This is a genomic window from Sphingomonas sp. SP4 (assembly GCF_058313375.1).
Genome location: NZ_JBZFLE010000001.1, coordinates 34,943 through 52,988, shown reverse-complemented (window position 1 = coordinate 52,988; position 18,046 = coordinate 34,943). Strand labels below are relative to the sequence as shown.

Sequence of the window (18,046 nt, the reverse complement as noted above, 5' to 3'; positions counted from 1 at the left end):
ATCAGTGCGACGCGGCGAGCTGATCTCGATGACGCCACTCGAGCCCGGCCTTGAGCGCAAGAGTAACGACGGCGAGGAGGGTGAGGAGCGAAGCGAGGGAGAAGGCCGCGACAAAGTCGTAGTCATTATAAAGCGCCTCCACCTGCAGCGGCATGGTGTTGGTTTTGCCGCGGATGTGACCGGAAACGACGCTGACCGCACCGAACTCCCCCATGGCGCGCGCGTTGCACAGCAACACGCCGTAAAGCAGGGCGAAGCGAATGTTCGGGAGGGTGACCAGCCAGAAGGTGCGCCACCCCGATGCGCCAAGCGTCAACGCCGCCTCCTCGCTGTCGCGTCCCTGAGCCGCCATCAGCGGGATTAGCTGCCGCGCAACGAACGGGAATGTAACGAATATCGTCGCAAGCACGAGACCCGTCAGCGCGAAGATGATGTGAACATCGTGCTCCTCGAGCCATGAACCGAACCAGCCCTGTGCGCCGAACAAGAGCACGAAGACGAGTCCCGATACGACCGGAGAAACCGAGAAAGGGATCTCGATGAAAGCGACGAGCGCGGTCTTGCCCGGAAAATCGAACTTGGAAATCGCCCATGCGGCGGCGATGCCGAAAATCGTGTTGAGCGGAACCGCGATGGCCGCGACGAGCAGCGTCAGCTTGATAGATGTCCACGCGTCCGACTCTGTTATCGAGGCCCACCAGATCCCCGCCCCTTTGCGCAGTGCCTCCACCAGCACGGCCCCGAGCGGTAGGAGGAGCATGATGGCAACGTATGCAAGAGCGACTGCGATGAGCAGTCCCTTGGCGGCCTTCGGCTCACGCAAGCCGGAGGAACTCATGCCTTCCTCCGCTGCTGCCAATGCTGGATCTGGTTCAAGAATAACAGAACCGCGAATGAAATCAGGAGCATGACGCAAGCGATCGCCGCCGCGCCGGCGTAATTATATTGCTCCAGCTCAGTGATGATCAGCAGGGGCGCGATCTCCGACTTGAACGGCATGTTGCCGGCGATGAAAATCACCGATCCATATTCCCCGGCACCGCGAGCGAAGGCCAGCGCAAAGCCCGTGGCCAGCGCTGGCGCGATTGCAGGCAGGATGACACGGGAAAATGTTTGAAGCCGCGTTGCCCCTAGGGTCAACGCAGCCTCCTCGACCTCGCTCGGAAGACCGGAAAGCACCGGTTCGACGGTCCGCACGACGAAAGGCAATCCAATGAATGTCAGCGCCAGGACAACGCCAGCAGGGCGGTATGCGATCGGAAGGCCGACGCTTTCCAGCAGGTGGCCCATCAATCCCGTGTCCGCATATAATGCGGTCAATGCAATCCCCGCGACGGCTGTCGGAAGTGCGAATGGCAGGTCAATGATTGCACTGAGCATTCGCTGGCCGGGAAAGCGATAACGGACCAGCACCCACGCGATAAGCAGACCGAAGACACAGTTCACCGCAGCGGCAACGGCGGCGCCACCGAACGACAAGCGATAGGCGGCTAGTGCCCTGGGCGACATTGCTGCCGCCCAAAAGGCCCCCATGCCGTCACTGAGGCTCTTCACAAAGACGGCGCTCAGGGGGACCAGGACAATTAGCGACAGCCACAGAGTCGTGATGCCCAGCGACAAGCCCAAGCCGGGTAAAGGGGAGGAACGTCTTGCGATGACGCTGGGCACCACCAACCTCAGAAATCCACGTTCACGCGGCCCGCGGAATCGTCGCCCTTCGTCTCCGATCCAACCGGATCGAGGGGGGTGTCGTGGCTGCTGAACCTGATCCAGTTCGACATAAGCTTTGCGTAAGGGTTGAGATACCACGTCAGTCCGGCAGTGTCGTACCGAAGCGCGACCTCAAACGCGGCGAGTCCGTCGTTTCCGAGCGCCTTAATCAGCGTGATCCGCTCGAAATTGCCACCTTGGAACGGCGGAGTTTCACCCGAGCATACGCATACGCATTGCCCCCTTTGCAGAAGCGCCATCAGCGCTTGGCTGCTTCGTAGATTTGGTCGAACAGACCACCGTCGTTGAAATGCAGTCTTTGGGTGCGGTCCCAGCCCCCGAAGTTACGGTCGATCGTAAACAGCGGGACGTTCTTGAACTGGGCCTTGTACCGCGCGGCTATTTGGGAATTGCGAGGCCGGAAGTAGTTCCTCGCGATGATGTCCTGTGCGCCAGGGGTGTAGAGGAATCTCAAGTATGCCTCGGCAACCTTCCTGTTGCCATCCTTGTCGACCACCTTGTCGACCACCGCGACCGGCGGTTCGGCAAGTATCGAGACGGACGGCATGACAATTTCGAACTTGCCGCGACCTAGCTTGTTGACGGCGAGAAGCGCCTCATTCTCCCAGGCAATCAGAACGTCGCCCTGGCCACGCTCGACGAAGGTCGTCGTAGCCCCGCGTGCGCCGGAATCGAGGACAGGCACATTGCGGAACAACTTCGCCATGAACAGTTTCGCCTTGGCGGGTGTCCCGTACTTGCGCTGGGCATATCCCCAAGCCGCCAAATAATTCCATCGGGCGCCGCCACTAGTTTTGGGATTGGGCGTGATGACCTTCACGTCAGGTCGAATCAAATCGCCCCAATCCTTGATGTTCTTGGGATTGCCGTGGCGCACAAGCAAAACGATCGTGGAGTAATACGGCGTACTGTTGAACGGCAGACGCTTCTGCCAACCCGGTGAGATCAGACCGCGCTGTGCAATCGCGTCGATGTCATAAGCAAGTGCGAGAGTAACGACGTCAGCCGGTAGTCCATCGATCACGGCTCTTGCTTGCTTACCTGAGCCGCCATGACTTTGACGGATCTGAATCTGCTGCTTGCTCGCGGCCAGCCAACTCTTCTCGAAGGCCGCGTTAACCCCTTGATACAACTCGCGGGTCGGATCGTACGATACGTTGAGTAGCTCGTTTGGAGCTGCCTTGCCTGCGGACGGGATCGCCGCGGCCGCACATAGGGCTAATACAATGTGATGGAGCTTGTGCATCAGACCGATCCCTATTCGAGTCGGGTCAAGCGTAATCTCTGGTTAGCCACTAGGGAACATTAACCCTGCGTCAACTCGACGTGAAAAGCGAGCATCTCGTCGGCATCCGTAAAGCCATTGGTTGTCATTCGCAGATCACGCGTTTGTCCGACTTGGTGCACCCTCTCTGCCTGCAGCAAGTCCAGCGGCTGCCAAACCCCGAAAATTGCGCAGCGCTCGCATTGACCCTTCAACTCGCCGCCGCCATTCGGCGAGACCATGCGCTTTTTCTCCGATAATGCCGCGCCCGCCCATCCGAGGGTGATGGAGGCGATCGTCGAGGCCAACCGGCTCGACACCGCTTACGACGGCGACGCATGGAGTCAGCGGCTCGACGGAGCCTTCTCCGAGCTGTTCGAGCGAGAGGTGCGTGCGCTGTGGGTCTCGACAGGGACAGCAGCTAACTGTCTCGCGCTGGCGGCGCTTTGTCCTCCCTATCGCAGCATTCTCTGCCATCGCGATGCGCACATTGAGGTCGATGAAGCGGGCGCTCCGGGATTCTTCACCGCTGGCGCCAAACTGACGCTGCTGGACGGTGAGGGGGCCAAGATCACGACCGACACCGTCGCCGCTGCTTGCGACCTCATTCGCAAGGACGTGCACCAGGTTCAGCCCGCGGCGATCTCGATTACTAATGCGACCGAATACGGCCTTGTCTATCGTGCGAACGAAGTTGCGGCGCTCGGCGCATTGGCCAAGGAGCGCGGCCTTGCTTTGCACATGGATGGCGCACGTTTCGCAAATGCACTCGCGACAACCGGCGAGAGTCCAGCGGACGTCAGCTGGCGCGCGGGCGTCGAGGCGATGTCATTCGGGTTCGTGAAGAACGGCGGCCTCAACGCCGAGGCGCTGATCCTGTTCAAGACGGAGTTGTTCGACGAGGTTGCGGTGCGGAGGAAACGCGCAGGGCATTTGTCGTCGAAGGGGCGCATGCTTGCGGCGCAGATTCTTGCGATGCTCGAGGATGATCTTTGGCTCGAGAATGCTCGAGCTGCGAATTCGGTAGCCAAGACTTTGGCGACTGCAGCTCCGGGCCGCCTGGTCTACCCGGTGCAGGCGAATGAGATCTTCCTCAACGTCACGTCCGACGAGGCAGCAAAGCTGCGCGAACAGGGCTTCGATTTCTACGATTGGGGACCGGGCGAAATCCGTCTGGTGACCAGTTGGGATCAGCATGGCCAGGCTGTCGATCAGCTGGCCGAAGCTATCGCGGCATTGTGACGGAGAGTCACGGATCGACCTTCCGGTCGGTCACGCTTCCCTTCATCATCTTCACGGCGATTTGGGGCTCAACCTGGATCGTCATCCGCGGCCAGCTGGGTGTCGTTCCGCCGCAATGGTCGGTGACCTATCGCTTCGTCATTGCAGCAATTGCCATGGCGCTTCTGGCGACGCTCAAGGGCGAGAGTCTCCGAATCGGCCGGCACGGCATCGCGGCCGCCATCTTCCTTGGATTCACACAGTTCTGCGTCAACTTCAACGCGGTTTATCTAGCCGAGCGGCACATCACCTCCGGGGTTGTCGCGACAGTGTTCGCGCTGCTTTTGATCCCGGCGAGCCTGCTGGCCTGGGCGTTCCTTGGGCAACGGCCGACTTCGCGCTTCGTGTGGAGCTCCGTCGTGGCCGTGGCGGGCATCGCATTGCTCTTCGTTCACGAGCTTCAGGAGCACCAGGCGAGCAGTGGCCAGGTGGTCGCCGGCATCGGCATCACGCTCGTCGGCATGATCGGCGCAGCGATCGCCAACGTCGTGCAAGCGCGGCCGGAGATCCGCCGCTTCCCGCTGTTCGCGATGCTCGCCTGGTCGATGGCTGCGGGCGCCGTGATCGATGCGCTGATCGCTTTTGCCATGACCGGGCCGCCGGTGTTCGATCCGCGACCATCGTACTGGGCCGGCGTGCTCTACCTCGCGCTGTTCGCTTCAGTCCTCACCTTCAGTTTCTATTATCCCGTTATCCGCCGCATCGGCGCTGCAAAGGCTGCCTATTCGAGCGTGATCGTGCCGATCATCGCCATGGGCTTCTCCACCTGGCTGGAAGATTATCGCTGGACCGCGCTGACCATCGCAGGCGCGCTGCTCGCGCTTGGAGGCATGGCCTCCGCGCTGCGCCGCAACCGATCGCCGGTGCCTTTGCCTGACGCAGGCTGAGCCGTTGGAGCGCAGCCGCGCTCAGAGCGTTGATCAGCCATGCCTTCCACCGTCATCCGCCGCTTCGTCTACGACGAGATGGAAAAGAACCTGTGGGTCGAGTTCACGACCGGGCGCCGCTACGTCTATTTCAACGTGCCCGAGGAGGTCGCGACGACCTTCCGTTCCGCCTTTGCGAAGGGCGTCTATTTCAACACCCGGATCCGCGACAGATATCCGCACCGCGAAGTTACGCACGAGGAAGAAAGCAATCCTTAAGCGCGACCTGCGATGATCGCGGCCATGATTGTGAAGACCAGCTCCGTCTTCAAGAACCGCTGGATGGCCATCCTATGGGCGGCCGGCATCATCTGGTTCGCCTATGATTTCGCGGGATCGCAGCCGCAGGCCGCGAGCAACGACGCGAATGCCGAACAGGCCACCGACGTGACGGGCGGGCCGATCACGACTGATGACCAGAAGAAAGTCGAAGACGCGCTGAAGAGCCTTTAGGCGGCGTCTTTCCAGTCGATCCGTTCGATATGCCAGCGGCGCTGCGCTTCCGTCGATCCGGGCACGTCGTTGACGCGGCGCAGAATGACGTCGGCGGCTCGCCGGAACGGCTGCCCGTCCTTGGCGTCGCCGTAGAAGAAGACCGGCATCGTCACGTAGATCGAACCCGCGGCGCCTTCCGGATCGCTGAGGTTCCCGATTTCAAGGTGCACTTCGGGATTCTGCGATAGATCGGACTGCACCTTCTTCGCTGCGGCGGGGTCGCCCCACAACGCACTGGCTTCTGCCCAGCGGTTCTGCTCGATGAGCGCGCCGTAGCTCTGCACGACTTGTCCTGCGGCCTCAGTGCTCTTGGGATCGATACGCCCATTAGGTTCGGACAGGGGCGTGCGGTCGTTGGCTGGCTTCTCCGGCGGTGCTGCGGGAGCAGGCGTCACCGCTTGCGTCGATGCGTTCGCTTCCTGCTGTTGCTCTTGTTGCGACGGCGTATTTCCTCCGCAGGCGCTTAGCGCCAATGTCGCAGTTACGATCGTCAGCTTCTGTCCCATCCTGTCTCCTCGCGGAACCCGCTCACCCGAAGTTCGTTCGTTTCGCAACTACAACAGGTGACAAGAGGGAGAGTTTCCAATGGCCGATGATGATCGTGAACGTACGACCATTGTAGAAACCGGCGGCGGCGGAGGCGGCGGAGTTCTTGCCGTCGTGCTGCTGATCATTGTCGTTCTCGTCCTGCTCTTCGTCTTCCGCGGCCAACTTGGCCTCGGCGGCAACAAGACGACGGTCGAGGTTCCCGACAAGATCGACGTGAACGTCAATCACAACTGAGGGTTTCAAGCAGGCGGGTTGCGAGTCCCCGCCTGCCTGCGGGCGCGGTTCCAACAGGGGCCGCGCCCGTTTGAGTTTGGGCGCCTGACGCTTTAACGCGCGAGCCATGAGCGATGCCCTGCGGTACATGACCGGCTTCGGCGCCCATTTCGAAAGCGAAGCCGTCGAAGGCGCGCTTCCGAAGGGTCGCAATTCTCCTCAGAAACCAGCCTTCGGTCTTTACGCCGAGCAGCTATCGGGGAGTTCTTTCACTTCCGCACGGCACGAGAACCGGCGCAGCTGGCTCTACCGCCTGCGGCCGACCGCCGATCACCGGCCGTTCGTGCGCTACGAAGGCGCGCCGTTGTTCGCGCCCGGAACGGTGAAGGAGCCGTTGGCACCTAACCGGCTGCGCTGGAATGCACCGGACGACCTTCCGGCCGACGCGGACTTCGTCGACGGCTTGGTGACGATGCTTGCCAATCGTGATCCGGCGGATCTTGAGGGCGTAGCGGTGCACCTTTATCGCGCCAGCAAATCCATGAGGAACCGCGTCTTCGTCGATGCCGACGGCGAGCTGCTGATCTTGCCGCAACAGGGCGACCTGCACATCGTGACGGAATTCGGCCGGATGGATGTGCCGCCGGGCAGGGTCGCGATCGTGCCGCGCGGCGTGAAATTCCGCGTCGAGGTCGATGGAGAAGCACGCGGCTACGTCGCTGAGAATCATGGCCTCCCGTTGCGGCTCCCCGAGCTTGGTCCGATTGGATCGAACGGCCTCGCCAATCCGCGCGATTTTGAGACGCCGGTCGCATGGTTCGAGGATCGCGATGAGCCGACCGAGGTCGTGCAAAAATACCTCGGCTCGTTGTGGACGACGACGCTCGATCATTCGCCGCTCGATGTCGTTGCCTGGCACGGCAATTACGCACCCTGCCGCTACGACTTGGCGAACTTCAACGTCATCGGCACGATCAGCTTCGATCATCCCGATCCGTCGATCTTCACGGTGCTGACATCGCCGAGCGACGTCCCGGGGCGAGCGAACGCCGACTTCGTGATCTTCCCGCCGCGCTGGATGGTGGCGGAAGACACGTTCCGTCCGCCGTGGTTTCACCGCAACGTCATGAGCGAGGCCATGGGCCTGATCTATGGCGCCTACGATGCGAAGGCCGAAGGTTTTCAGCCAGGCGGCCTGTCGCTTCACAACCTGATGAGCGGTCACGGTCCCGATCTCGAAAGTTGGGAGAAGGCGAGCGGCGCCGAGCTGAAGCCGCACAAGATCGAGGGCACGATGGCGTTCATGGTCGAGACCTGCTGGCCCTATCGGCCGACGCAATATGCGCTCGATCGCGCGCAGCCGGACTATGACATGGCGTGGGCGGGCTTCCCGAAGGCGAAGCTGCCGTGAGCGGAACTGACGAAACCAACGATCCTTCGCTGAAAAGCTGGGTGGCATCGGCGCAAGGCAGCGATTTTCCCATCCAGAACCTGCCGCTTGGCATCTTCTCCGAAGCGAAGGGTAGGCGGCGGCCCGGCGTTGCGATCGGGGATTATATCCTCGACCTCACCGCCATCGCAGATTTGCTAGACGAGGGCTGGCGCGAAGACTTTGCGCAGCCGGTGCTCAACCGCTGGCTCGGCCGCGGCGCCAATGCCCATCGCGAGCTGCGGTTGCGCTTGTCGGAGATCCTCAGCGACGATCGTTATCGCGACGACGTCGAGCCTCAGCTGATCGGCCAAAGCGAAGTGCGCATGCACGTGCCATGCCTGATTGGCGACTACACCGACTTCTACGTCGGCATTCATCATGCGACGAACGTCGGCAAGCAGTTCCGGCCCGACAATCCGCTGCTGCCGAATTACAAATATGTGCCGATTGGCTATCACGGCCGGGCAAGTTCCGTCCGCCCATCGGGAGAGCCGGTGGTGCGGCCCAACGGCCAGCGCAAGCCGCCAGACGCCGACGCCCCGACCTTCGGCCCAAGCCGCCGCCTCGATTACGAGCTGGAGCTCGGCATCTGGATCGGCGAGGGGAACGAGCTTGGATCGCCGATTCCCATCGGCGAGGCGGGCGAGCATATCGCCGGCTATTGCTTGCTCAATGACTGGTCGGCGCGCGACATTCAGGGTTGGGAATACCAGCCCCTCGGGCCGTTCCTGGCGAAGAACTTCCTGACCAGCGTCAGCCCTTGGGTGGTGAGCGCTCAGGCGCTCGCGCCGTTCCGCAAGCCCATGCCGCCGCGTCCGACCGGCGATCCGGCGCCCCTGCCTTACTTGGATAATCCCCGGGACCGCGAAACAGGCGCGCTCGGTGTGCAACTCGAGGTCACGCTGACGACCGAGCAGATGCGGAATGCAGGAATAGCGCCCCACATCTTGTCGCGCGGCTCTGCAGACGCGGCAATGTATTGGAGCGCCGCCCAGATAGTTGCCCATCACAGCAGCAACGGCTGCAACCTTCAGCCAGGCGATCTCATCGGGACGGGTACGCTGTCGACGAACAGCGCCGGGGGCCTCGGCTCGCTCCTCGAGATCAGTCAGGGCGGCAAGCAGCCCATGCAACTCGCCAATGGCGAAACCCGCAGCTTTCTCGAAGACGGCGACGAAGTCATTCTTCGCGCCTGGTGCGAGGCGGAGGGCGCCGTGCGGATCGGTCTGGGAGAATGTGTGGGGCGGGTCGTCCCGGCGCCGACAATTTAGAGAGCGGTGCGCGATAATCCACAGCCCATGAGCTTGAGCGGCACTCGGAACGTACAAGCTCGTCCTTGGATCGTTCAGGCAGCGCTTGATCGTTTAGGATCTCGCCGACCGTTCGGCGAAGAGCAGCAGTCACTCAGGCAGCCACCCGGACCCCAGAAAACGAACTGGCCGGAGTGGTGAAGTGCTCGTCCTAGTGTCCGCTTTCGACCCATTGCAGACATTAGTGGCACTCGGCATCGTGACGACATGATCCTTGCCAATCCACCTCGCATATTGCTCGACTTCGAGACCGGTGACGGCGACCAATCGCTGTTCGGAACACCGTTCCTTGCTCAAGTCGCAGGAGCGGTTTGGAAGGCGCAGGACGGTGAGCAGCGGCTCTCGGCAAAGGTGTTGAGCGGACCTTGTGCCGGGGAGCTAATTCACATCGCGTCGCGCACGACCGACCGACTGGAGGATCAGTTGGTAACCCGCAGGCACCTAAGCGTCGTCGTTTATAGGGATGATCACCCTTCACCAGTTGGGATGGCCGCGCCCGAGCTGATACGACAGGCGAGCTAGTGTTCCCTCCGATTGCGTACCTTCGAAGGCCAAAGCAAACTTCGCCTATGCGAGCAGCTCAACAAATTTGGGTCGCTGGGGCATTGTTGACGGCTGCATGTCAGCAGTCAGCTATAGATCCGTCTCAAAGCCTTGTCGGTGCGAAGCAACTTCCCTCTGCGAAGCCCCTGTCGCGCGAAGTCATCTATCTCAGCCGTGGATATGGGTCCCCAAATTCACGCCGTCTTTCCTATGAGTTGCACCCCGACAACTCATTGGTTGTCACCCTCACCGAACGGGACTCGAATAAGACCCAGGATGAGCAGACATTTCATCTTGCTCGGCATGTTGCTGACCAAGCCCGTAAAAGGCTTTGGCGATTGCGTCCTGAACAGCTGAAGGGGGTCGCCCATGATACGAAGCCGCTCGGATGCCGATCAAACGTGAGTGATGACTTTCCGGAATCTGCAGTCGCCTTCATCGCGGAGGGTCCGAAACCCGGCATCCAAGATGACAAGGTCGGGGTTACTTCTGTCCCTTACGCCTCGAGTTGCAACACGCCTCAAGCCCGCGAGGCGCGAAACTTAGTTCAGTCAGTCCTCGAATTTTTCCCGAGGTCAAAAGTCGCTGACGAGTATGAACGCGAGCGAGCCAAAGTGGTCGTCCCACTGTAGCTACGCCGCCAACCTAACGTCCGCTTTCCACCCAAACCGGACATCAGACTCGCCCAAACAAAAAGGGCCGCCCCAACGGAGCGGCCCTTCCTTGTTCTGAACCGAAGTCCGGCTGATTAGCCGAGCATCTCCTGCTCGAGCTTCTTGGCCATCTCCTCGATGTTCTCCGGCGGCCAGCCGGGGATGTCCATGCCGAGGCGGAGGCCCATGCTGGCGAGCACTTCCTTGATCTCGTTGAGCGACTTGCGGCCGAAGTTCGGCGTACGCAGCATCTCGGCTTCGGTCTTCTGGACCAGGTCGCCGATGTAGATGATGTTGTCGTTCTTGAGGCAGTTCGCGCTGCGGACCGAAAGCTCCAGCTCGTCGACCTTCTTGAGAAGGTAGCGGTTGAGCTGGTTGGTGTCGGTCTGCGTCTCGACCGGCATCGCCGCGGTCGGCTGACCGATCATCGGCGACGGCGACATGCGGACCTGGCTCTCGTCGAAGTGGACGAACAGCTGCAGCTGGTCCTGAAGGATCCGCGCGGCATAGCCGAGCGCGTCTTCCGGAGTGACCGTGCCGTCTGTCTCGATCGTCAGCGTGAGCTTGTCGTAATCGAGCTCCTGCCCGACGCGCGTGTTCTCGACCTTGTAGGCGACCTGGCGAACCGGGCTGTACAGCGCGTCGACCGGGATAAGGCCGATCGGCGCGTCGGCCGGGCGGTTCGCGGCCGCCGGCTGGTAGCCCTTACCGATGTCGGCGGTCAGCTCCATGTTGAGCGTCGCGCCATCGTCGAGGTGGCAGATCACGAGGTCGGGATTGGTGACCTCGATGTCGCCCGACGTGGCGATCATGCCGGCGGTGACTTCTGCCGGGCCAGTGGCGCTGAGGTGAAGGCGCTTGGGGCCTTCGCCTTCCATACGCAGCGCGATCTGCTTCACGTTGAGCACGATGTCGGTGACGTCCTCACGGACGCCCGCGAGGCTCGAGAATTCGTGAAGCACGCCGTCGATCTTGATCGACGTGACGGCGGCGCCCTGAAGCGAGCTCAGCAGCACGCGGCGAAGCGAGTTGCCCAGCGTCATTCCGAAGCCGCGCTCCAGCGGCTCGGCGACGAACGCGGCGCGGCGGCGGCTGTCGCCTCCGCTCTGCTTCTTCTCGAGCGCGTTGGGCTTCTTGAGTTCCTGCCAGTTCTTTGCGTTGACGGCCATTTGTCTTCCTGCCCTTTGGCGAGGCGTCCCTCGCCGATACAAATTCAATTCGCCGCGGTCGTTGTGCCGCGGCAGCGGCGCAGAGGCGTCGTCAGACCCTGCGGCGCTTCGAAGGACGCACCCCGTTGTGCGGGATCGGGGTCACGTCGCGAATGCTGGTGATCGTGAAGCCGACTGCCTGAAGCGCACGAAGCGCGCTCTCGCGGCCCGAACCGGGGCCCTTGACCTCGACCTCGAGCGTGCGGACGCCGTGCTCGGCGGCCTTGCGGCCCGCGTCTTCTGCCGCGACCTGCGCGGCGTACGGCGTCGACTTACGGCTTCCCTTGAAGCCCATCATGCCGGCGCTCGACCAGGCAATCGCATTGCCCTGCGCGTCGGTGATGGTGATCATGGTGTTGTTGAAGCTGGCGTTCACGTGCGCGACGCCGGCGGAGATGTTCTTGCGTTCCCTTCTGCGGAGACGCTGGGGTGCTTGGGCCATTGGTCCTACAATCCTCTAATAACGTTCGCCCTCGGCTCTTCAGCGGGGCGTGAGTTCAAGCGACGGAAGAATTACTTCTTCTTGCCGGCGATCGGCTTGGCCTTGCCCTTGCGGGTGCGCGCATTGGTGTGCGTGCGCTGGCCGCGGACCGGAAGGCCCCTGCGATGGCGAAGCCCGCGGTAGCAGGCGAGGTCCATCAGCCGCTTGATGTTCATCGCGGTTTCACGGCGAAGGTCGCCCTCGACTGTGAAATCCTTGTCGATCGCCTCGCGGATGTGCAGGACTTCCTGGTCGGTCAGGTCCTGGACGCGCTTCTCCGGCGTGATGCCGAGCTGCTCAGTGATCTTCTTGGCCGTCGTGCGGCCGATACCGTGGATGTAGGTCAGCGCGATTTCGACGCGCTTGTTGGTGGGGATGTTGACCCCGGCAATACGAGCCATTCGTTACCCTTCTTCAGCTCCACGGGACGCCAACCGCCCCATCTCGTCGCTAGAAAGTCCCAAATCTAACGAAAAAACCGACGCGCGCACGAATGCGCCGCCGGGCAACCGGTGGATTGGGATGACGGCCAGATAGGAATGCAGTGGACCTGAGTCAAGCGCAGCGGCGTTACGCGCGCGTGCGGGAAAAACGGATACACCAACTATTCGTCGTCAGCGTCGTCCTCAAGGGGCTCCATGCCTTAGTGGAAATCGCCGGCGGCATCGCGCTCTACCTCTTCAGTACCGATGCGATCCTGCGCCTGCTCTACCGCGTCGACCAGCACGATATCCTCGCCCGCTACTTCACGCCAAACGAGCACCGCTACTACGCCTTTTACCTGCTGAGCCACGGCTTGGTGAACCTGGTCATCGTGATCGCTTTGCTCCGCCAGAAGCTATGGGCCTATCCCGCGACCTTCATCGTCCTCACCTTGTTCATCGCCTACCAGATCCACCGCTATCTCCACATCCACGATCCTGGCCTGATCGTGCTCAGCCTCCTCGACGTCATCGTCATGGGGCTAGCGTGGCACGAATATCGTCTGGTGAAGTCCGCCGATTTGCAGCGCTCGCGCCCTGCCGATAAGGCCGCGAGCAATGCAGCGTCTCACTCTTGAGGGCGGCATCCCCGACAATCTGAAGGGGAGCATCGTCGCGCTCGGCAATTTCGACGGATTTCATCTTGGCCACCAGGCGGTGGTCGGACGAGCAGTCCAGCGCGCCTTCCACGAGAGGCGGCCCGCGATCGTCGCGACCTTCGACCCACACCCGGTCCGCTACTTCAAACCCGACGTCCCGCCCTTCCGCCTGACCACCCTCGACCAGCGCGAAGCGCTCTTCGCCCATGCCGGCGCCGACGCGATGCTGGTGTTCGAATTCGACGAGAAGCTTCGCGAGACCAGCGCCGAGGAATTCGTCTCCTGGCTCCTCGCCGGAAAGATCGGCGCTGCGGGCGTGGTCACCGGCGACGACTTCAGCTTCGGCAAGGGCCGCTCCGGGGACATCGAGGCGCTCAAGACGCTTGGCGGCTATTCCGGAATCATTGCGGAGGCAGTGGCCCCCGTCATCGTCGACGCCGAGCGCGTGTCCTCCGGGCGCATCCGCGATTCCCTCAAGGCAGGCGACATCGGGCACGCAACGCACCTCCTCAGCCGCGACTTCGCGATCGAGGGCGTCGTCCAGAACGGCGACCAGCGGGGCCGCGAGCTCGGCTACCCAACAGCCAACCTGGTGCTTGGTGACTATCTCCGCCCCAAATACGGCATCTACGCGGTTCGCGTGACGCTCGACGACGGCAGCGAGCATGCCGGCGTCGCCAGTCTCGGCGTCCGCCCTACGTTCGACCCGCCGCAGGAGCTGCTCGAAGCGCATCTCTTCGATTTCGAGGGCGACCTTTACGGCCGCAAGGTCGAGGTCGCGCTTCACGCCTACATCCGCGAAGAGAAGAAATTCGATGGAATCGAAGCGCTGATTGCCCATATGCAGGAGGACGAGGCGAAAGCGCGGCGCCTGCTCGCGCTCGACTGAGCCTCCGAATTTGCAATCTCACCACTGACCGTTAGAGCCCGCGCCAATGGCTGACGCCCCCGAAACCACCAAGCCCGACTATCGTCCGACCGTCTTCCTGCCCAAGACCGACTTCCCGATGAAGGCCGGCCTGCCGCAGAAGGAGCCGGGCATTGCCGCGCGCTGGGAAGACGAGGGCCTCTACCAGCAGATCCGCCGCGCGCGCGAAGGCCGCGAGAAGTTCATCTTCCACGACGGGCCGCCCTACGCCAACGGCGACATCCACATCGGCCATGCGCTCAACCACACGCTCAAGGACATGGTCGTCCGGACACAGACGCTGCTGGGCAAGGACGCGCCTTACGTGCCCGGCTGGGATTGCCACGGCCTTCCGATCGAATGGAAGGTCGAGGAGCAGTATCGCAAGAAGAAGCTGAACAAGGACGAGGTTCCGGCGAAGGAATTCCGCGCCGAGTGCCGCGCTTATGCGCAGCATTGGGTCGACGTGCAGCGCGAGCAGCTGAAGCGGCTCGGCATCAGCGCGCACTGGGACAAGCCCTATCTGACGATGGCCTATTTCGCCGAGGGCACGATCGTCTCCGAGCTGTTCAAGTTCGCCGAGAGCGGCCAGCTTTACCGCGGCGCCAAGCCGGTGATGTGGTCCCCAGTTGAGAAGACTGCGCTCGCGGAAGCCGAGATCGAATATGAGGACATTACCTCGACCCAGATTGATGTGGCGTTTGAGATCGTAGAAAGCCCCATTCGTGAGCTGGTCGGCGCCCATGCGGTGATCTGGACGACCACTCCTTGGACGATCCCGGTCAACCAGGCGATCGCTTACGGTCCGGATGTCGAGTACGCCGTATTCAGTTATTCGTCCGACAACCCTCGTCCATCCCCGGTTGCGGCATCGAAATTTCTCGTCGCCACCGATCTGATGATCCCATTCCTGAATCGGGTAGAAGCTCTCTTCGAAGATCCCAATGAGGATACAATCCGTTGGGATCGCTCGGAGGCGACCTTCAAAGGCTCCGACCTCGCCGGCACCATCGCCCGCCACCCAATGCACAAGCTCGGCGGCTTCTTCGCCAAGCCGCGTCCGTTCCTGCCGGGCGACTTCGTCACCACCGATCAGGGTACGGGCCTTGTCCATATGGCGCCCGACCATGGCGAGGACGATTTCGAGCTGTGCCGCGCCAACGGCATCGACCCGGTGTTCGCGGTCGACGCAGGCGGCTTTTACCGGCCGGACTGGCTGTGGCTCGGCGGTCAGGGCAGCGTCATCAACAACAAGTTCAACGCGCCCGACGGCCCGATCTGCACTGACCTGCGCGAAGCCGGCGCCCTGCTCGCCGCGAGCGCGGACTTCAACCACAGCTATCCGCATAGCTGGCGGTCGAAAGCTAAGGTCATCTACCGCTGCACCCCGCAATGGTTCATCGCCATGGACCGTGAGCTCGGCGACGGATCGACCCTGCGCAGCCGGGCCATCCAGGCGATCGCCGACACCCGCTTCGTGCCGGAGAAGGGCCGCAACCGCCTTGGCTCGATGGTCGAAGGACGCCCGGACTGGGTGATCAGCCGTCAGCGCGCCTGGGGCGTGCCCATCGCGCTCTTCGTCGAGCGCAAGACCGGCGAGCTGCTCGTGGACGCCGAGGTGAACCAGCGAATCGTCGAGGCGATCACCGCCGAGGGCGTCGATGCCTGGTCAGCCGAAAACGCCCAAGCCTTCCTCGGCAACCGCAACCCCGATGATTACGAGATGATCACCGACATTCTCGACGTCTGGTTCGACAGTGGCTGCACCCATGCGTTCGTGCTGGAAAGCGGCCACTGGCCCGAGGAGGGTTGGCCCGCCGATCTGTATCTCGAAGGCTCCGACCAGCATCGCGGCTGGTTCCAGTCGTCGCTCCTCGAGAGCTGCGGCACCCGCGGCCGCGCACCCTATGACGCGGTGCTGACCCACGGCTTCACGATGGACTCCAAGGGCATGAAAATGTCCAAGAGCCTCGGCAACACGGTCAATCCGAACGACCTGATGAAAGAATATGGCGCCGACATCCTCCGGCTTTGGGCGCTGTCGGTCGACTTCACCGAGGACCACCGCATCGGCAAGGAGATCCTGGCCGGCGTGGCGGACCAGTATCGCAAGCTTCGAAACACCTTCCGCTACCTGCTCGGTGCGCTTGACGGGTTTAGCGAGGCCGATCGCCTCAGCGACATCGACTCCTTCCCGGAGCTCGAGCGCTACATGCTCCACCTGACGGCGGAGCTGGACGCGAAGCTTCGGCAGGCGGTCGATGACTTCGACTTCAACACCTACGTCCGTGCGCTCAGCGACTTCTGCAACGAGGACTTGTCGGCTTTCTATTTCGATATCCGCAAGGACATCCTCTATTGCGAGGTGAACCCGCAGTCGGGGTTCGAGACCGATCGCCGCCGGGCTTACCGGACGGTGCTCGACATCCTCTTCCACGCGCTCGTGCGCTGGCTCGCGCCGGTGCTGGTGTTCACGACCGAAGAGGTTTGGGGGACGCGCTATCCGGAATGCGGGTCGGTGCACCTGCTCGAATGGCCGAAGGTCCCGTCGCTACCGGCGGATGATGCGAAGTGGAATGAGATCAGGGCTTACCGTGAGACGTTCACGCAGGGCGTCGAGCCAATGCGACAAGCAAAAGAAGTAGGATCTAGTCTGGAGGTAACTGCATGGCTTGACCCAGCGGCTGCGTCATTTCTTAGTCCATCCGATTGGGAGGAAGTCTTCATTAGTTCGGGGGTTAGGATAGCTCCTCGCCAAGAGTGGCCGACAGGCGTCCAGGTTAATCGGCGAATGAGAACCGATGGACGACCGAATATTGAGATCGGTTTAGCGCGTTCGAGCAACCACAAATGCGGCCGCTGCTGGCGCTTCCTGCCCGAGGTAAAGGCGGACGGCGACCTCGATCACCGCTGCGAAGAGGTGCTCAGTGCGTAAGCACCTGTCCTACAGCATTCTCGCCGTGCGAAGTGAGTTCGCATCGACGTTGGCCCCTCAGATTCACGGCGGCGACACCCTGCGCGTCAGTGCGAAGATTGGGAAGATTGGATGAAAGCTCGCCGTCTCGGCTTCATGGTCGCGCTGATCGTCTTCGCGCTGGATCAGCTGGCGAAATGGATTGTCACTGGGCCGCTCGGCGTGAACCAGATCGGCGACCAGCTGTACCTGCTGCCGATCTTTCAGTTCAGCTACACCGAGAACAACGGGATCTCGCTGGGCCTGCTCAATGCGACCAATCCCACCGGGCGGTGGATGCTGGTCGCAGTCACCTCGTTGATCGCCATCGTCGTCGCCGTCTGGATCGGTCGCGAGAAGAACCGCCTCGATCAAATTGCGCTTGGAATGGTGCTCGGCGGCGCGCTCGGAAACATCCTCGACCGCACCCGCCACGGCTATGTGACGGACTTCCTGGACCTGCATTTCGGCGCATGGCGGCCGTTTTTGATCTTCAACGTCGCCGATGCGGCAATTAGCATCGGTGTCGTCATTCTGTTGCTGAGAGCCCTCCTGAGCCGTAAGGAAGGCAACAAGGAGACTATCGAACATGCGTAAAGCCCTGACCGTCGCCGTTCTGGCCGCTGCCGTGACCGCGAGTGGTTGTGCTACCCGTGGCCGTGCACCGGACGAATTCCAGGTGGCTCGCAACGCGCCGCTGATCGTCCCGCCGGACTTCAACCTTGCTCCGCCTGTCGCGGGCACTGCAGGCCTTTCGGCCGGTGAAGCCCAGCAGCAGGCGATCGACACTTTGTTCGGCGGACCCGCCCCGCGCAGCGCCAGCGAGATGAGCTTGCTCAATTCCGCCGGTCGCAACGACGCGGAGGTCGGGATCCGTTCGACGGTCGCCGACAATGACACGCGTATTGTGGACAAAGGCCGGCAGACCCTGACCCTTCTTCAGGCCCAACCGGCGAACACCAACATTGCCTCCGCGCAGGCTGGTCAGTGACGCCAAGCGGGGGGAGCGAAAACTAAGA

Annotated in this window: 22 protein-coding genes; 14 read left to right on the top strand and 8 right to left on the bottom strand. The window is 62.1% G+C overall.

All coding sequences use genetic code 11. The features are described from left to right. Window position 1 precedes the first annotated feature (1 nt). From cysW to AC4GYV_RS00250, 4 genes are read right to left on the bottom strand one after another with little or no spacing between them, the layout of a single operon-like run. Complete coding sequence (gene cysW, locus AC4GYV_RS00265) at window positions 2-838, bottom strand: sulfate ABC transporter permease subunit CysW (RefSeq protein ID WP_491098652.1); 837 nt, start codon at window positions 836-838, stop codon at window positions 2-4. After that, window positions 835-1,668, bottom strand: coding sequence for a sulfate ABC transporter permease subunit CysT (gene cysT, locus AC4GYV_RS00260; protein ID WP_491098651.1), 834 nt, complete (start codon window positions 1,666-1,668; stop codon window positions 835-837). Before cysT ends, cysW begins: the two co-directional genes overlap by 4 nt. Window positions 1,669-1,676: 8 nt before the next feature. Further along, a complete protein-coding gene (locus AC4GYV_RS00255; RefSeq protein ID WP_491098650.1) occupies window positions 1,677-1,970 on the bottom strand; it encodes a hypothetical protein in 294 nt (97 codons plus the stop codon). Beyond that, entirely contained in the window at window positions 1,970-2,977 is a 1,008-nt protein-coding gene (locus AC4GYV_RS00250; protein WP_491098649.1) for a sulfate ABC transporter substrate-binding protein, read from the bottom strand. The genes AC4GYV_RS00255 and AC4GYV_RS00250 overlap by 1 nt, the downstream gene beginning before the upstream one ends. Before the next feature lie 258 nt (window positions 2,978-3,235). Between AC4GYV_RS00250 and AC4GYV_RS00245 the strand changes: the two genes are divergently transcribed. Genes AC4GYV_RS00245 through AC4GYV_RS00230 form a run of 4 tightly spaced genes read left to right on the top strand, consistent with a single transcriptional unit; the run spans window position 3,236 to window position 5,655 of the window. Next, window positions 3,236-4,237: a threonine aldolase family protein gene (locus AC4GYV_RS00245; protein WP_491098648.1), complete on the top strand. Its 1,002-nt coding sequence runs from the start codon at window positions 3,236-3,238 to the stop codon at window positions 4,235-4,237. Then, window positions 4,234-5,163, top strand: coding sequence for a DMT family transporter (locus AC4GYV_RS00240; protein WP_491098647.1), 930 nt, complete (start codon window positions 4,234-4,236; stop codon window positions 5,161-5,163). Before AC4GYV_RS00245 ends, AC4GYV_RS00240 begins: the two co-directional genes overlap by 4 nt. Before the next feature lie 39 nt (window positions 5,164-5,202). Then, window positions 5,203-5,421, top strand: a complete 219-nt coding sequence (locus AC4GYV_RS00235; RefSeq protein WP_491098646.1) for a KTSC domain-containing protein — start codon at window positions 5,203-5,205, stop codon at window positions 5,419-5,421. Between the two features lie 24 nt (window positions 5,422-5,445). Then, a complete protein-coding gene (locus tag AC4GYV_RS00230) occupies window positions 5,446-5,655 on the top strand; it encodes a hypothetical protein (protein ID WP_491098645.1) in 210 nt (69 codons plus the stop codon). Here AC4GYV_RS00230 and AC4GYV_RS00225 read toward each other — a convergent pair. Beyond that, window positions 5,652-6,203: a hypothetical protein gene (locus AC4GYV_RS00225; RefSeq protein ID WP_491098644.1), complete on the bottom strand. Its 552-nt coding sequence runs from the start codon at window positions 6,201-6,203 to the stop codon at window positions 5,652-5,654. The genes AC4GYV_RS00230 and AC4GYV_RS00225 overlap by 4 nt on opposite strands. Window positions 6,204-6,282: 79 nt before the next feature. Between AC4GYV_RS00225 and AC4GYV_RS00220 the strand changes: the two genes are divergently transcribed. The 4 genes from AC4GYV_RS00220 (at window position 6,283) to AC4GYV_RS00205 (ending at window position 9,723) form a co-directional block, all read left to right on the top strand. Then, on the top strand, window positions 6,283-6,480 hold the full coding sequence (locus AC4GYV_RS00220; RefSeq protein WP_491098643.1) for a hypothetical protein: 198 nt from the start codon (window positions 6,283-6,285) through the stop codon (window positions 6,478-6,480). 106 nt (window positions 6,481-6,586) lie between these two features. Continuing rightward, a complete protein-coding gene (gene hmgA / locus AC4GYV_RS00215; RefSeq protein WP_491098642.1) occupies window positions 6,587-7,870 on the top strand; it encodes a homogentisate 1,2-dioxygenase in 1,284 nt (427 codons plus the stop codon). Beyond that, on the top strand, window positions 7,867-9,162 hold the full coding sequence (fahA, locus tag AC4GYV_RS00210) for a fumarylacetoacetase (RefSeq protein ID WP_491098641.1): 1,296 nt from the start codon (window positions 7,867-7,869) through the stop codon (window positions 9,160-9,162). Before hmgA ends, fahA begins: the two co-directional genes overlap by 4 nt. Before the next feature lie 246 nt (window positions 9,163-9,408). Next, window positions 9,409-9,723: a hypothetical protein gene (locus AC4GYV_RS00205; RefSeq protein WP_491098640.1), complete on the top strand. Its 315-nt coding sequence runs from the start codon at window positions 9,409-9,411 to the stop codon at window positions 9,721-9,723. A 769-nt stretch (window positions 9,724-10,492) separates the two neighbouring features. On the opposite strand, the gene AC4GYV_RS00200 is transcribed toward AC4GYV_RS00205, so the two are convergent. From AC4GYV_RS00200 to rpsM, 3 genes are all read right to left on the bottom strand, one after another. Continuing rightward, window positions 10,493-11,566, bottom strand: coding sequence for a DNA-directed RNA polymerase subunit alpha (locus AC4GYV_RS00200; RefSeq protein ID WP_491098639.1), 1,074 nt, complete (start codon window positions 11,564-11,566; stop codon window positions 10,493-10,495). Window positions 11,567-11,657: 91 nt separating this feature from the next. Further along, window positions 11,658-12,047, bottom strand: coding sequence for a 30S ribosomal protein S11 (gene rpsK / locus AC4GYV_RS00195; protein WP_491098638.1), 390 nt, complete (start codon window positions 12,045-12,047; stop codon window positions 11,658-11,660). Window positions 12,048-12,118: 71 nt separating this feature from the next. Further along, window positions 12,119-12,487 carry a 30S ribosomal protein S13 gene (gene rpsM, locus AC4GYV_RS00190; protein WP_491098637.1) on the bottom strand — a complete coding sequence of 123 codons (369 nt, stop codon included), beginning with the start codon at window positions 12,485-12,487 and terminating at the stop codon, window positions 12,119-12,121. Window positions 12,488-12,630: 143 nt separating this feature from the next. On the opposite strand from rpsM, the gene AC4GYV_RS00185 reads away from it, so the two are divergent. The 6 genes from AC4GYV_RS00185 to AC4GYV_RS00160 are packed head-to-tail and all read left to right on the top strand — an operon-like array spanning window position 12,631 to window position 18,018. Then, on the top strand, window positions 12,631-13,146 hold the full coding sequence (locus AC4GYV_RS00185; protein WP_491098636.1) for a DUF2127 domain-containing protein: 516 nt from the start codon (window positions 12,631-12,633) through the stop codon (window positions 13,144-13,146). Beyond that, window positions 13,127-14,056, top strand: coding sequence for a bifunctional riboflavin kinase/FAD synthetase (locus AC4GYV_RS00180; RefSeq protein WP_491098635.1), 930 nt, complete (start codon window positions 13,127-13,129; stop codon window positions 14,054-14,056). The genes AC4GYV_RS00185 and AC4GYV_RS00180 overlap by 20 nt, the downstream gene beginning before the upstream one ends. A gap of 46 nt (window positions 14,057-14,102) precedes the next feature. After that, on the top strand, window positions 14,103-17,009 hold the full coding sequence (gene ileS, locus AC4GYV_RS00175) for an isoleucine--tRNA ligase (protein WP_491098634.1): 2,907 nt from the start codon (window positions 14,103-14,105) through the stop codon (window positions 17,007-17,009). After that, a complete protein-coding gene (locus tag AC4GYV_RS00170; RefSeq protein WP_491098633.1) occupies window positions 17,002-17,124 on the top strand; it encodes a hypothetical protein in 123 nt (40 codons plus the stop codon). The genes ileS and AC4GYV_RS00170 overlap by 8 nt, the downstream gene beginning before the upstream one ends. After that, complete coding sequence (lspA, locus tag AC4GYV_RS00165; RefSeq protein WP_491098632.1) at window positions 17,121-17,624, top strand: signal peptidase II; 504 nt, start codon at window positions 17,121-17,123, stop codon at window positions 17,622-17,624. Before AC4GYV_RS00170 ends, lspA begins: the two co-directional genes overlap by 4 nt. Beyond that, the gene (locus tag AC4GYV_RS00160) at window positions 17,617-18,018 is read left to right on the top strand and encodes a DUF3035 domain-containing protein (RefSeq protein ID WP_491098631.1); all 402 of its coding nucleotides are present in this window, start codon (window positions 17,617-17,619) and stop codon (window positions 18,016-18,018) included. Before lspA ends, AC4GYV_RS00160 begins: the two co-directional genes overlap by 8 nt. Window positions 18,019-18,046 lie beyond the last annotated feature (28 nt).